This is a genomic window from Bacteroidetes bacterium SB0662_bin_6, from assembly GCA_009839485.1.
Taxonomy (GTDB): Bacteria; Bacteroidota; Rhodothermia; order Rhodothermales; family VXPQ01; genus VXPQ01.
The window spans coordinates 1-14,846 of record VXPQ01000064.1 but is presented as its reverse complement, the minus strand read 5'-3'; the positions used below and the strand labels follow the sequence as shown (position 1 = coordinate 14,846).

Annotated in this window: 12 protein-coding genes; 7 read left to right on the top strand and 5 right to left on the bottom strand. The window is 61.5% G+C overall.

The genetic code is table 11. The annotated features are described in order from the left end of the window. Positions 1 to 30: 30 nt before the first annotated feature. Positions 31 to 3,723, bottom strand: a complete 3,693-nt coding sequence (metH, locus tag F4Y00_11360) for a methionine synthase (protein MYE05551.1) — start codon at positions 3,721 to 3,723, stop codon at positions 31 to 33. After that, positions 3,720 to 4,553: a 5,10-methylenetetrahydrofolate reductase gene (gene metF, locus F4Y00_11355; protein ID MYE05550.1), complete on the bottom strand. Its 834-nt coding sequence runs from the start codon at positions 4,551 to 4,553 to the stop codon at positions 3,720 to 3,722. Before metF ends, metH begins: the two co-directional genes overlap by 4 nt. 247 nt (positions 4,554 to 4,800) lie before the next feature. Between metF and F4Y00_11350 the strand changes: the two genes are divergently transcribed. The 3 genes from F4Y00_11350 to F4Y00_11340 are packed head-to-tail and all read left to right on the top strand — an operon-like array spanning position 4,801 to position 8,626. Then, positions 4,801 to 5,157, top strand: a complete 357-nt coding sequence (locus tag F4Y00_11350; protein ID MYE05549.1) for a helix-turn-helix transcriptional regulator — start codon at positions 4,801 to 4,803, stop codon at positions 5,155 to 5,157. Beyond that, positions 5,154 to 6,458 carry a type II toxin-antitoxin system HipA family toxin gene (locus F4Y00_11345; GenBank protein MYE05548.1) on the top strand — a complete coding sequence of 435 codons (1,305 nt, stop codon included), beginning with the start codon at positions 5,154 to 5,156 and terminating at the stop codon, positions 6,456 to 6,458. The genes F4Y00_11350 and F4Y00_11345 overlap by 4 nt, the downstream gene beginning before the upstream one ends. An 8-nt stretch (positions 6,459 to 6,466) precedes the next feature. Beyond that, positions 6,467 to 8,626 carry a hypothetical protein gene (locus tag F4Y00_11340; protein MYE05547.1) on the top strand — a complete coding sequence of 720 codons (2,160 nt, stop codon included), beginning with the start codon at positions 6,467 to 6,469 and terminating at the stop codon, positions 8,624 to 8,626. Here the strand turns inward: F4Y00_11340 and F4Y00_11335 are convergent. Next, complete coding sequence (locus tag F4Y00_11335) at positions 8,621 to 9,706, bottom strand: DUF3500 domain-containing protein (protein MYE05546.1); 1,086 nt, start codon at positions 9,704 to 9,706, stop codon at positions 8,621 to 8,623. The two genes, F4Y00_11340 and F4Y00_11335, sit on opposite strands and share 6 nt — an antisense overlap. A gap of 268 nt (positions 9,707 to 9,974) precedes the next feature. Between F4Y00_11335 and hflX the strand changes: the two genes are divergently transcribed. The 3 genes from hflX (at position 9,975) to F4Y00_11320 (ending at position 13,038) form a co-directional block, all read left to right on the top strand. Further along, a complete protein-coding gene (gene hflX / locus F4Y00_11330; protein ID MYE05545.1) occupies positions 9,975 to 11,315 on the top strand; it encodes a GTPase HflX in 1,341 nt (446 codons plus the stop codon). Positions 11,316 to 11,627: 312 nt separating this feature from the next. After that, positions 11,628 to 12,503, top strand: a complete 876-nt coding sequence (locus F4Y00_11325; GenBank protein ID MYE05544.1) for a hypothetical protein — start codon at positions 11,628 to 11,630, stop codon at positions 12,501 to 12,503. Positions 12,504 to 12,588: 85 nt separating this feature from the next. Further along, a complete protein-coding gene (locus F4Y00_11320) occupies positions 12,589 to 13,038 on the top strand; it encodes a hypothetical protein (protein MYE05543.1) in 450 nt (149 codons plus the stop codon). Between the two features lie 119 nt (positions 13,039 to 13,157). Here the strand turns inward: F4Y00_11320 and F4Y00_11315 are convergent, their stop codons facing one another. Beyond that, complete coding sequence (locus F4Y00_11315; GenBank protein MYE05542.1) at positions 13,158 to 13,361, bottom strand: hypothetical protein; 204 nt, start codon at positions 13,359 to 13,361, stop codon at positions 13,158 to 13,160. Then, positions 13,342 to 14,277, bottom strand: a complete 936-nt coding sequence (locus tag F4Y00_11310; protein ID MYE05541.1) for a cobalamin-binding protein — start codon at positions 14,275 to 14,277, stop codon at positions 13,342 to 13,344. The genes F4Y00_11315 and F4Y00_11310 overlap by 20 nt, the downstream gene beginning before the upstream one ends. A gap of 250 nt (positions 14,278 to 14,527) precedes the next feature. Between F4Y00_11310 and F4Y00_11305 the strand changes: the two genes are divergently transcribed. After that, on the top strand, positions 14,528 to 14,846 hold a 319-nt coding region (locus F4Y00_11305), incomplete at its 3' end, for a S9 family peptidase (protein ID MYE05540.1).

Here is a 14,846-nt window from a genome sequence, read left to right as displayed (position 1 = left end):
GCACCCGTTGGCTAAGGAGCCAGGAGTTCCTCAGACCTCGTACCCGAGGTTGGGCCGGAGCAGCCGTTCGGCCTCTGCAACCGGCAGCCCCTTCCGCCGGGCATAGTCCTCGACCTGATCTTTGCCGATCAACCCCACGTCGAAGTAGCGCGCCTTCGGGTGCGAAAAGTACCACCCGCTGACGGAAGCGCCGGGCAGCATCGCCCAGGATTCGGTGAGTTCCACACCGATGCGTTCCCGGATGTCCAGCAACTCCCAGAGTTTCTGTTTTTCGCTGTGTTCCGGGCAGGCCGGGTAGCCCGGAGCGGGGCGAATGCCCCGGTACGATTCTGCAATCAGATCGGCATTGTCCAGCGATTCCCCGGCCGCATAACCCCATAATTCGCGGCGCACCCGAAGGTGCAGGTACTCGGCGAAGGCTTCGGCCAGCCGATCCGCCAGCGCCTGCAGCATGATGGCGCTGTAATCGTCGCCTGCCTGCTTGAAGGCGGCGGTCCGTTCCGATGCCCCCAATCCTGCGGTGACGGCGAATGCCCCGATCCAGTCGTCCACGCTCTGCCCGACAGGCGCGACAAAGTCCGACAAGGCGCGATGCGGTCTGCCTTCGGGCAATGCCCGCTGCTGGCGGAGCGTCGAGAGGCGCATCCGTTCGGTGCGCCGTGACTCGTCGGTAAAAACAATGATATCGTCGTCCTCCGTCGCTGCCGCCGGAAAGAGGCCGCACACGCCGCGTGTGAGGAGCCACTCCTCTTTCACGATGCGATCCAGCATGGTGCGCCCGGCGTCATAGAGTTCGCGCGCAGCCTCGCCTTTTACCGGATCCTCGAGGATGGCGGGGAACAGCCCCTGCATTTCCCAGGCCGAGAAAAACGGCCGCCAGTCGATATACTCGACGAGTTCTTCAAGCGGTTGCGGGTCGATGGTATGCACACCGGGTCGGCCCGGCCTTGGCGGGGGGTAGGCATCCCAGTCTCCATCGAACCGGTTTGCCCGGGCAGCATCGAGGGTCAGGCTCGGCAGCCGGCGCTTTGGCCCGGCATGTCGTTTTCGCCGGGCGACATGCTCGAGATCCACCGATCTGACATAGTCGCTGCGCCGGTCCCCGACCAGTTCCTTCATCACCCCCACGGCGCGGGAAGCATCCTTCACGTACACGACGGGTCCGGCATACGCCGGATCGATCTTGACCGATGTATGAATCGGCGAGGTGGTTGCGCCGCCGATCAGCAGCGGCATACCGAACCCCTGCTTCTGCATTTCCCCGGCGACATGCACCATTTCGTCGAGCGACGGCGTAATCAGCCCGGACAGGCCGATCATGTCCGCATGTTTTTCGCGGGCCGTGTCGAGGATGCGCTGGCAAGGCGTCATGACGCCAAGGTCCTCGACCGTGAACCCATTGCACTGCAGCACCACGCTGACGATGTTTTTGCCGATATCGTGCACATCGCCCTTGACCGTGGCCATCACCACCTTGCCACGTCCGCGCGCGAGCGAAGCGGTTTCGTCTCCCCGCATGAACGGCACGAGATATTCCACGGCCTGCTTCATCACCCGCGCCGATTTGACGACCTGCGGGAGAAACATCTTTCCGGCGCCGAACAGGTCCCCCACCCGGTTCATGCCGTTCATCAGGGGTCCTTCGATCACATGCAGCGGGCGCTCCGCCGCCAGCCTTGCTTCCTCGACGTCGCTCAGAATATGTTCATCGAGGCCATGCACCAGCGCATGCTCCAGCCGGGCTTCGACAGGCAACTCGCGCCAGGCATCCACCACGGCGTGGCTCGTTTCGGGCGTGTTGCCCACGTCTTGCGCTATCTCCAGCAATCGTTCGGTAGCGTCGGACCGCCGGTTCAGGATGGCATCCTCGACGGCCTCGCGCAGCGCGTCCGGGATGTCGTCGTATGCGATCAGGGAGCCTGCGTTCAGGATCGCCATATCCAGTCCGGCGCGGGTCGCGTGATACAGGAAGACGGCGTGCATGGCGCGGCGCACCGGGCCATTGCCCCGAAAGGCGAAGGACACGTTGCTTACGCCGCCGCTCACCAGTGCGCCCGGGCAGGCGGCCTTGATGCGCGGGATGGAATCGATGAAGGAGCGGGCGTATTCGTTGTGCTCTTCGATCCCGGTGGCTATGGCCAGAATATTGGGATCGAAAACAATGTCTTCGGGTGCGAAGCCGAGCTGCTCCACAAGCAGTGCGTAACTGCGCGCGCATATTTCCACCCGGCGCTCGATGGTCGTCGCCTGTCCTTCTTCGTCAAACGCCATGACCACCAGCGCATGCCCCAGATCGCGGATCGTCCGGGCCTGATGCAGGAAAACGTCCTCGCCTTCCTTGAGGCTGATCGAGTTGGCGACGCCTTTCCCTTGCAGGCATTCAAGACCGGCTTTGAGCACCTCGAAACGCGAGGAATCCACCATGACCGGTACGCGGCTGATCCCGGGTTCGGAGGCCAACAGGTTCAGGAACCGTTGCATGACCGCCTTACTGTCGAGCATGCCCTCGTCCATGTTGACATCGATGATGTTGGCGCCGCCTGTCACCTGTTCGGCGGCGATTTTCAGCGCGCCGGGGAAATCTTCGTTCCGGATGCATCGCAGGAAAACCCTTGAACCGGCCACGTTGGTGCGCTCGCCGATGTGCAGCAGGCCGGTGGTCTCCGTCCTGGTAAGTGGTTCGAGGCCCGATAACCGCATGCGCCGCTTCGCCTCCGGCGTCTTGCGCGGCGCTGCCGAGGCAACCGCATCCCGAATCGCTTCGATATGCGCCGGGGTCATGCCGCAGCAGCCGCCGAGTATGTTCACCACGCGGTCTTCGGCGATCCCTTTCAGAATGGCTGCCGTGGTTTCGGGGGTCTCGTCGTATGCGCCGAACTCGTTCGGCAAGCCGGCGTTGGGGTGCAGGCTGATCGGCGTGTCGGCGATATGGGATAAATCCCGGATGTGCCGGTCGAGATCGCAGGCCCCGAACGCACAGTTGAGGCCCACTGCCAGTGGGCGGGCATGCCGAATGGAAATGAAAAACGCCTCCAGCGTTTGCCCTGACAGCGTGCGTCCCGACCGGTCGGTGACGGTGCCCGATACGATTACCGGAATCGTTGCGCCCGTATCCCGCTCGAGCCGGCCGATCGCGTACAGAGCCGCTTTCGCGTTCAGCGTATCGAAAATCGTTTCCAGCAGCACCAGATCGGCGCCGCCCTGGTACAGGCCGTTTGCCGCCTCGTAGTACGTGCTGCTCAGTTCTTCGAACGTCGTTGCCCGGTAGCCGGGGTCTTCGACCTTGGGCGACATGGACAGCGTGCGGTTGGTGGGGCCCACGCTGCCCGCCACCAGCCTGAATTCACCCGTTCGGCGGGTCCACCGGTCGGCTGCCTCGCGTGCAAGCGCCGCCGCGCTCCGGTTCATTTCGAACACGAGATGTTCCAGGCCGTAGTCGGCCTGGGACGGCCCGTTCGCCGTGAAACTGTTCGTGGTCAGGATGTCTGCCCCGGCGGCCAGATATTGCTCGTGGATCCCGACGATTGCATGCGGCTGTGTCAGGCACAGGACATCGATGTTGCCCCTGAGATCCCGTTCGGAGTCCCTGAATCGCTGTCCGCGAAAGGCGTCTTCGTCCAGTCCAAGGGACTGCGCCATCGTGCCGTATGCCCCATCCAGCAGGACAATGCGCCTGCTCATTGTCTGGTGCAGCCAGTCGAGGCGCTTCGTTCTGCTGTTCATGTTTTCAGCGCCCGGACAATTTCTGCCGCCAGCCGGTGCCGGTTCAGCGTATACAGGTGCATGTGCTCCACCCCTTCCGCTTTTAGCCGCAAGGCCTGTTTGCAGACGACATCCCGGGCGAGTTCAAACGTTTCTTCGTCGCTTTTTCCCTCGAATCGGGCGCGCAGCGCATCCGGCACCACCGCTCCGCATTTGTCGGCAAACCCGAATACCCGGGTCGGGTTATGGATTGGCATGATACCCGGCCAGACGGGCGCTGCGATCCCACGCCGGGCGCACCCGTCCCGAAACGTCAGGAAGGCGTCCGTCTCGAAGAAAAGCTGCGAAATCGCGAAATGGGCGCCGGCCTCCACCTTGCGTTCCAGGATCGTGAACCGGTCGTCGGGACTACGGTCTTCGGGATGCCCTTCCGGATAGCACCCGACGCCTATTTCAAACTCCGGGACGACATCCCTGAGTCCCGCGATCAACTCCCAGGACGAGGTGTAGTGGGCTTCACTCGGCACATAGCCGTCCGGCTTGTCGCCTCGCAGGGCAATGCAGCGCCGGACGCCAAGCTCGGCATACGCACGCACCACGCGGGCGATCCGGGTGCGGGTGCGGCCGACACTTGACATGTGGGGGCAGCACGTCACGCGGTGGTTGGTGCGCAATGCCTGCACCAGTTCGAACGTGCCCTCCTGCGACGACCCCGCCGCTCCGCAGGACACGCTTATGAAGCGCGGCTCCAGCGCAAGCAGCGTGGGAAGATTGGCTTCGAGCCGTTCCTCGGCAAGCGCTGTACGCGGCGGAAAGAATTCCAGGGAGAAGGTCATTGTGCGGGGCGACACGCCGCGTCCGGTTTGCAGGAGATACTCTAACGTCGGACGGCTATCGTGTTCCCGGTATGAGAAACCATCGGGCGGGTTGGCTTGCAAAAGGGGTTATGATATATTATTCGTCATACAAGACGATATAAAAGGATTTACTGACATTAAATCGCCATTTATTTCGACTTGAAACAATAGTATATATTATTCGTATTTAAAGACGAATAATAGTACTTTATATACATCTAATCGCCAAATAAAGCGAATTATGTCTTTTCAAAATCTGAATACCGACGAATACCTGCTTGCCGAACTCGGCAAGCGTATTGCCCGCCAGCGTCTCGATATGGGTGTTACCCAGGCCGATCTTGCTTTCGAAGCGGGAATATCCAAACGTACGCTGGAGCGCATCGAAGCGGGCGAACCGGTGCAATTCACCAGTATTATCCGTGTGCTCAGGGCATTGCATCTCGTTCCGAATCTCGATGTGCTGGTACCGAAACCCGGTCCACGGCCTATGGACATCCTGAACATGCAAGGTAAGCAGCGTCAACGGGCGCGGTCTCCCAAAACAGGGACCGTGAGAGAACAACCCTCAGCGTGGCGATGGGGAGATGAAACATGACGCACGCCGAAGTCAGACTTTGGGGAAGCACGGTCGGCGCTGTTACCCTTGAGGACGGTAAAGAGGTCGCCGATTTTGAGTTTGCCCCGACATTTCTGGAAAGCGGCATACAGCTGGCGCCTCTTACCATGCCCCTGTCCGAAAGGGTATACGGGTTTCCTCTGCTGCGCCGCGAATCGTTTTACGGCCTTCCCGGCATGTTGGCGGATTCTCTGCCGGACCGTTTCGGGCATGCTGTGATCAATGCCTGGCTGGCGGGACAGGGGAGACCGCCGGATTCGCTCAATGCCGTCGAGCGGCTGTGTTACACAGGGTCTCGCGGGATGGGCGCCCTGGAATTCGTGCCCGCAACAGGACCTCGATCGAATCAAGGACAGCGTCTTCAGGTAGATCGGCTGGTGGCGTTGGCTTCCGAAATCCTGCAACAACGCGAAGCATTGCGTTTGTCCTATGACGCGCAAGACGACGCAGCGCCGCTTCAGGAAATCCTGCGGGTGGGCACATCCGCAGGAGGCGCCCGCGCAAAGGCGGTGATCGCCTGGAACCCTCAAACAAAAGAGGTTCGCTCGGGGCAGGCAGACGTTGGCGCCGGGTTCGAACACTGGTTGATCAAGTTCGACGGCGTGGGCGGGGAACACGACGGAACGTGGGCGGCCCCCGAAGGATACGGCGCCATCGAATATGCCTATTACCTTATGGCGCGGGACGCCGATATCGAAATGGCCGATTGCCGCTTGTTCGAAGAAGGCGGGAGGCGGCATTTCATGACCCGGCGCTTCGATCGGTTGCCCGATGGGGCAAAGCTGCATATGCAGTCGTTGGGGGCGATGGCGCACTTCGATTTCAACGAGGCAGGCGCCTATTCTTATGAACAGGCGCTTATGGTTATTTGGGAACTGGGGCTTTCGATGAGCGCGATAGAGGAACAGTTCCGTCGCATGGCTTTCAATGTCTTTGCCCGCAACCAGGACGATCACGTTAAAAACATCGCTTTTCTCATGGACAGGGCCGGAGCATGGGCGCTGGCGCCCGCATTCGACCTGACCTATGCCTGCAATCCGGAGGGCAAGTGGACATCTATCCACCAGATGACGCTGAACGGAAAACAGGAAGCCTTCACTATGGAAGATTTTCGCGCATGCGCCCGGGCCGCCTCTATGAAACGGGGGCGTGCGGAAGCTATTTGCGCCGAGGTTCACGAGGTCGTTTCGCACTGGCCGGACTACGCGGAAGAAGCGCGTGTCGAAGCCCTGCAACGAGACGCGATCCAAAAGCGTATTGAGGAAGCGGCTATCCTGTAATCGGGCTCATGGAGTTTCTCAATCCGTTCATGCTTTTTGCGCTGGGCGCAGCGGCGATCCCGGTGATCGTGCATCTGTTCCATTTTCGCCGTCCGCGGAAGGTGGATTTCAGTTCGCTCACGTTCGTCCGGGAATTGCAGAAAACCACGATGCAGCGGGTCCGGCTGCGGCAGTGGCTGCTGCTTGCGCTCCGCCTCCTCGCCATCGTCTGTCTGGTGGCCGCCTTTGCCCGTCCCTCCCTTACGGGCCAGGTGGCCGGTGCGGTCGGCGGTGCGGCCCGGTCTTCCGCGGCGCTGGTCCTCGACAATTCGCTCTCCATGACGCTGCGGGATGCGGAGGGGGAATACCTTCGCCAGACCAAGGACATTGCCACCGGCCTGATCCGGGAGTTCGAGGAACGCGACGAGATTTTTCTGCGGACCACGGCCGGAGGCGATGTGCCCCGGGGGCCGCTTTCGCCCGCTTTCGCCATCGATGTGGTCGAGGATATCCGGGCCTCTGCCGCCGGAGTGTCGCTGACCGAGGCCGTCGCTTCCGCTGCGGAGGCGCTGGAGGAAGCCGCTTATCCGAACCGGGAAGTGTACATCGTGAGCGATATACAGGCCCTGGCGCTGGCGGACACCGTGCGGGCGGCGCAAGGGGAGGAGATCCGGGCGTATTTGCTGCCGGTCGGAGGCAGCGCGCAGGCCAACGTGGCCGTGGTCGATGTGCGCATCGACAGCCGCATTGTCGAAGCCGGTCAGCCGGTGCGTTTATCGGCCACGCTGGTGAATTATGCGGACGAACCCGTCGAGGGGTATGTGGCCAGCGTTTTTCTGGAAGGCCGCCGCCTGGCCCAGGCCACGGCGGATATTCTGCCGCGCGAGCCCACGGAGGTGTCCTTCACGATTACGCCCCCCGGCAGCGGGTGGCTCTCCGGCGCAGTGCAGATCGAAGAGGATGTGTATCCCTTCGATGACCAGCGCTATTTCACGCTGCATGTGCCCGAGCGGCGGCGCATTCTGATCGTGCGGGGGGAAGGCGAGAACACCGGTTTTCTGGAACTGGCCCTGTCGCCGGAACTGGCAAGGGGGCGGATTGCCTTCGACGTGACCGTTATTCCGGAAACGAGTCTGGCGGCGACGGGGCCGGAAGCGTACGATGCGGTGGTGGTTGCGGGTGCGCAGACGCTGTCCAGCGGAGAAACGGAAGTGCTCGCGCGGTACGTCGCGGGCGGGGGCGGATTGCTGCTCACCCCATCCTCTGCGGGGCAGGAAGAGGGGCAGGAGTACAATGCTTTGCTGCAGGCGGTCGGGGGAGGGCGAATATCCGGTTTCAACGGATCGCTCGGGTCGCAAACCCGCATTGCCTCGTTCGACCGCGTCGAACTGGAGCACCCGCTTTTCGAGGGCGTTTTTCAGACCGAACCGGAAGGCGATGCCCCGGATGTGGAGCGTCCGGAGATATGGTTCGCCGCGCGTTACGAGCCGGAAGGCACGGGGGAGCAGTCCATCATTCGCCTGTCCAACGGCGATCCGTTTCTGCAGGAAATCCGCCATGAACGGGGCGTGGTCCTGCTGCTTGCCGTTGCGCCCGACGCACGCTGGAGCGAACTGCCCGTCCGCGGCCTGTTCATCCCGCTCATGTACCGCTCCCTGTACTATCTGTCGGCCTACGAATCCATTTCCGGCGAGCAGTTTCCGGCGGCCCGCCCTGCCGAACTCCGCATTGCCCGTTCCCCCGGAGAGGCGTTGTTGCGTTTGACGGGGCCCGACGGCACGGAATATGTGCCTGAGCAGCGCGACCTGTTCGACGCTGCGTTGCTGACGCTTGACGAAGAGGCTGTCGAGCGTACCGGCGTCTACGACGTATACGCCGGCGACGAAATCGTGCGGCGCATCGCGGTCAATGTGGACGCGCGGGAGTCGGATATGCTCGTGCTGGAACCCAGGGAGGCGCGGCGGCGCCTGACCGAGGTTGTCGCCGCGCCGGTCGAAGTCGTAGCTGCCGGAGGGCGCTCTGCCGGGGATGTGGTCCAGGCGGTGGCGGAGCAGCGTACGGGCCGGGAACTGTGGAAGGCGTTTCTGCTCTTGGCGCTGCTGTTCCTGGCGGCGGAGATGGCGGTCGCGAAGGGATGGCGCCCTGCGGCGAAAGAAGGAACCTCCGTGTTCGCCGGATCCGGGTCATAGCGTGCCCCCGTATTCCCTGGTCGGGTCCCGGTACACGGAATGATTATGTCCGGCGTCGTCTCCGATATTGCCCTGCGTGGAGAATTCGATCAGGAGACGCGGTCCCTGAATGCGGTAATACACGCTGCCGCTGCCGTCGACCGGGCCATGCCAGGCGAACCGGGTTTCGTGCAGGTCGGGAGCGATCTCCGCATGGCGCGCTTCGGCTTCGGTTTCAGGCAGCATGCCGACCCACAGGTCGATCAGTTCTACGAGCATATCCTGCTGCACTGACGACCACTCTCCCGCAAGGGCGCCTTCCGTGGGCGGGACAACCCCGTCCCGACCCGCCCCGGCATACACCTCTCTCGGGCGATCGGTTACTATGGCGGCGGCTTGCTGTGTCTCGTCCAGCGCCTGCACCAAGGCCAGTCCTCCCTCGAGTTCCGCTTGCAGGGGCGCGAAGGTTTCGCCGCCGTCCTCGAACGTGGCCGGCTCCACGCCAAGAAACGTGGGGCTCAAGAACATCCGCCCTTCGTCGATCGTCACGTTCACGGCAAGGTGATGCCCTCCGAATTGCCATGACCACGCTTCCGTGACGGAGGGTGCGCCGAACACGGCGAACCAGTAATTGTCTTCCGTCCAGCCGAACCGGGCTGCACGGGGGGACGATTGCGCCAGGATTTCGTCCGCCCGCACGATCCGGCGCACTTTTTCGAAGCCTTCCGTGCTCAGGGACGTCTCCAGCACGGCAAACACCGAGGCCCGTTGCTCTTCGTTCAGGTCGCCCATGCGGATGCCGTTTCGCTCGAAGTCGGTAATGTTCGCGGGCAGATTCGACCAGTTCCGGCGTTTTTCGTCGTCCAGATCGTACTTCACTTGCTCCAGCAGGTCCTCGTCGAGCGTAGCGTACAGCGCTTCGACCGCAGCAACCACTTCCGCCGTCTTGGCGTGGTTCGAAACGGCGCCTGGGGGCTGCGGCGCCTCTTTGTTCGGATCGGGATGGTTTCCGGAGTTCCCTGCCGTTTCACTGTACGCCGCGACCGAGACGGCCAGTACAAGAAATGCAAGGACGAGCATGCGTGACGGGTTACGGAGCATGAAAGGAGGTGGTCTTTTGAGATGATGTCAATCGTTATACCCCGGCAAGAGGCGTTTCATTCCGCCCGGGGTGTGTTTTTGAAGGTCCCATCTATCCGCCTGTTCCTGCGGTGTAGCTTCGGGCCGCAGCATGCCCCCGCCCGCCGAAGCGATTCGGAGAAGCCCGCAACCCGCACCTCTGTCCTGCGTATATCGTTAAAGTTCCGTTTTTTGCGTGTATTCGGGGAATGCGCCCACTCGCTGAAACATTCCAAGCCCTCCCTTCTCTTTGCACGAACACAAACTTCCCGAAACCGAAACGGCGGTGCTTGTGGGCGTTGTGACGCCCGACTCCTCTCGATGGGACGTCAACGACTCGCTCGACGAACTGGCCGAACTGGCTTCCACAGCCGGCGCCGTGGTTACCGATCGGATGACGCAGTCCCTCTCCAGGGTGAATCCGACGACGTACATCGGGAAGGGCAAGGTCACTGAATTGAAGAGTCTGATCGGGGCCCGGGGCAGCGATCTCGTCATTTTCGACGACGATTTGTCCCCGGTGCAGGTTCGCAACCTGGAAAAGGCGCTCGACTGCAAGCTGGTCGACCGCTCGGCGCTGATTCTGGATATTTTCGCTACGAGGGCCCGCTCGGCGGCCGCGCAGACGCAGGTCGAACTGGCGCAGCTCGATTATCTCAGAACGCGCCTTACACGGCACTGGACCCACCTTTCCCGCCAGAAGGGCGGCATCGGCACGAAAGGGCCGGGGGAAACGCAGATCGAAACCGACCGCCGGCTCATCGGGAACCGTATGGCCGTTCTCAAGGAGCGGCTGGAGAAGATCGACCGGCAGCGCACCATCCAGCGCAAGGGACGCAAAGGGTTTACCCGCGTGGCGCTGGTCGGGTACACGAATGCAGGCAAGTCCACGCTGATGAATGTGCTGGCCGACGCCGAGGTGTTCGCCGAGGACCGTCTCTTCGCCACGCTCGACGCCACCACGCGAAATGTTCAACTGGGCGCCAACGGGCAGGTGCTGCTTTCCGACACGGTCGGATTCATCCGCAAACTGCCCCACAACCTGATCGAGAGTTTCAAGAGCACCCTCGACGAGGTTCGCGAGAGCGACGTGCTGCTGCATGTGATCGACATGACGCATCCCCGGTACGAGGATCATATCGACGTGGTGCGCGCCACGCTGGGCGAACTGGGCGTGGCGGACAAGCCGCTCCTGCCCGTATTCAACAAGGTGGACCGGCTGGAAGAGCCGGAGCTCCTCGGCGCGCTCCGGTCCCGTTTTCCCGAGGCGGCTTTCGTGTCGGCGCTGCGCGGGATCGGCCTCGGTGATCTGAAGGAGCGCCTGCTGGCCGTGATCGAGCGCGATTTCGTGGAGCGGACCGCGTACGTTCCCCTTGCCGAGTGGCAAATGATCGCGCGTATTCACCGGGAAGCGGAGGTGGTGGCCGAAGAGTATCTGTACGCCCGAAACGGGGAGCCCGCAGAAGAGGAAGCGTCCGGGGATCCGATCCCTGTCGCCCGGCTGCGTTTCCGGTGTCCCCGGCAGTTCGAGCGGGATATTCGTCCGGTCCTGAAACGGTTCGACGGGTTGCGGATCTGCGCCCAGGAGTGATACGGTTCCGCGTTGCGGTTCCGGGGTAAAACGACAGCAAGTTGGCAGTGAAACGACAAGGATTTGTCATTAAATAACTGAGGTGAAAAACGGTCGGCTTTTCAAATCGCCAAGGCTATGCCGTTTTGTCACGCTGGTGCGGCAGATAGGAATCGCCCGATTTCGGATTGCCGGGATGCGTCGGCCGGATCGCCTCAACGTAGAGCGTCTCGCCCATAGCCCGAACGCGCCATCAACATGCAACCAGGTTGTTGAACCGTAGCCACTTGCCCTGTATCTTGGCAGCCCTTTTCCAACAAAACCCCGCTGATAATGAACGTACGCCACATTGTAATTGCAGCACTTGTTTGTCTGGTGTCGCCCACCACGCTTATCGCGCAGGAAGGGTGGTATTTCGGTATGGAAATAGGCCCGGCCATAGCACCGGGAATGCGCATAGACGAATCCGATAACGATTGGAGCACGCAATGCGACCTCATAAACAACCCTGAACAGGTTGAAGTGGGTGAGGGCCAATGTGTCAATGCCCCACCGCCCGGCGCATGGTACAACGATATTGACGGTGCCAGCGGTGCCATGGGTGGCCTGACAGTAGGGCATACCTTTAGGCATGTTCGCATCGAAGGCGAGACTTCCTTCCGCACGGTGAACTACGGCGGGTCCGTGCCTATGGTGATCGGAGACGTTACCACACGGGAAAAGGAAAACAACGAATTGGAAGTGGCTGAGGGCGGCATTGGCGACGTACAGACGTTTCGACTTGGCGCTAATGCGTTTTTTCACAGAGGTTCGTTTTACGCCGGAGGCGGAGTCGGTATCGTGGCTGTCGGGCTGGACCGGCACTCACGCTGGAAACGAAACGACGATCCCGCACAAATTGCCACGTTCGACGACCCAATTATGAAGGCACGTATTGCGGGCACGACATCAATCTCCAACCACAGACTTCAAGACACGTTGGTCGGCTATCAGCTTATTGCTGGTTACGATCATGCGCTAAACGAACAGGTGTCGATAGGACTGAAGGTGCGTTGGTCGAAGTTATCGAAGTTCGAAGATGGCGCATCCTTTACACAGCTACGCAGCCACGAATCGAACGTCGGGCGAGGGTTCGACGTGCGTTACCGGACCACCACGAACGACTTGTCAGCGGTTGGCCTGACGCTCACGATGAAATACCTACTTTGATTTTGGGAATCCTGTTTTGTCAAGCATTGTTTATAATTCCCCTATATTCCTCTATACCCCGGAATCATTATAAACGGATGGAATCATGAGCACCCTCAAACGCATCGTGGGCGTATATCTCCTTCTGGTGGGCATCGCGGTTGGCGTGCATACCGTCGTGGAGCCGCTGTATTACGCTTCCACCGAAGCGGATCCGTACAGCCCGTTCTGGAATATCCTGAATCCATGCATGGCAGTGGCCCTCCTGCTGACCATGTTGTTTGGCCACCTCCGCATGAAACGCGTGTGCAGCGAAGGGGGAAGCGGGCCGGTTACCCGCGAATACCTTTGCGCGAACGTGCTGTATTTCGGCGCCTTCTTCATCGGGATTATGTTCTTCTGGAACTGGTTCAACCTCCACAGTCCCGAATTCACGGCCATAGGCCCGCAGGCCGTTTCCCTCACATGGATCATCATCGACGCTGCGCTGCCGCTGCTTTTGTGCGCGATGGGTGCGCACCTGACAGGTTGCAGTTGGTGTAAAGAAGGGGAGTAGGGTAGTCTCTGATGAGGGTATAGGAGGCGTTGTCCAGGGAGGGCTATCCTTACGCGCGGCGGTCAATTTCCTCTGGTGTCAAGCATCTTGCGTGGCGGATACCTTCGGAGAATACGCCTTCAAGACCCCGCCGAATCCCCTTCCCGCTCATACCCGCCACACCGCAACACCGGAAGGCGCGGATATTTCGGGTACGTCGGATCGGTCCGGGAGCGTTTGCACAGGTAGAACCGGCTTTCCGCCCGGGAAATGACGATGCGGGCGTGCCGGCAATGAAGGCAAAGCCCCACCTGCGCTTCTTCGTCAGTGGTGTTCCTGGCCATTCCAGTATCTCCACCCGCTTCCGCGGTGTCCGAAGTCGAAACGCCCCGGATGCAGGAACTCCGCCAGAATCTCGGCCGATTCCACCATGCGGGGTCCGGGGCGATTGAAGAAGTGATTCCCGTCCGTCATGACCACGCGCCCCTGTTTGACAGCGGACAGTTCCCGCCATACCGGGTGCGCCGCCAGCGGCGCCATTTCCCGGAAGGACCGCTCGATACCGAAGCCGCACGGCATGATGGCGATCACGTCCGGATCGGCTTCGGCAAGTTGTTCGATATTGAAATATCCGGAATGTTTGCCGGGCTCGCCAAAGAGGTTTTCGCCGCCCGCGCATTCGACCAGTTCCGGCACCCAGTTGCCCGCGCTCATCAGGGGGTCGATCCATTCGATGCATGCGATGGAAGGGCGGCTTTCGGCCGAGGCCGTTTCCGCGCGAAGCGCTTCAAGCCGGTCCGTGAGGCGCGCCACGAGATCGTCTCCCCGCGCCGGATCGCCGAGGTCCGACGCGACGATCCGTATGTCCTTCCACACATCGCTCAGGGACATGGGTTCGAGGGATACGATCCGGGGCTGCGAGCCCACGAGTTCGCACACCGCCTTTTCCACATCCTTCAGGCTCACGGCGCAGACTTCGCACTGGGTCTGCGTAATGATGACGGTCGGTGCGAGGCGGTCGAGGAGTTCGGCGTCCACACGGTACACGGACAGGCCGTCGGCCACGATCGCCCGTACCTGATCGTCGATGGACTTGCTGTTGGCTTTTACCTCGATTTTCGAGCTCGAACAGACCGGGAGCGAGGCGGTGGAGCGCGGATAATCGCATTCGTGGGACCGGCCCACGAGCTGATCCTCGAAGCCCAGGGCGCACACGATTTCCGTGGCGCTGGCGATGAGGGTTATGATGCGATTTGCCATGGGGCTTCCTTGCTATTCCCGCCTTCCGAAACGAGATTGGGCCAATGTAGACGACGGGGTATCTCGAATCAAGACATGGGGTGATGTGGAACCGGACTTAATCAGAGTATCCTATATCGAAGGAACGTGTACTTCTGCAGCAGAAGTCCCGGTCGGTGGGTAGCTTATGATGCGCTCCGCGGTTCGGACTATGCCACGGTTGCCCCGATCCCGGTTGCCACAACGTCGGTCATCAACTGGAGCCCGTAAAATGCCACACGATTACAGCAGCCCCCGAATCCTTCGATTCTCCCTCTCCTTCGTGTTCCTCCTCGCCGCGGCCACCACGGATGTCGCCGCGCAGGAAGGTGCGGACGGATACCGGACCCCGGCCGCCGAACTCGCCGCGCTCGTCGATGCCCCGGCGACCCCGGGGGTCAGCCTGAGTCCCGACGAGTCGGTGATGCTGCTCACGATGCGGCCCAGCCTGCCGTCGATCGCCGAAGTCTCGGCGCCGGAACTGCGGATCGCCGGACTGCGCATCAACCCGCGCACGAACGGCCCCAGCCGCGCGCGGCCCTCGAACGGTC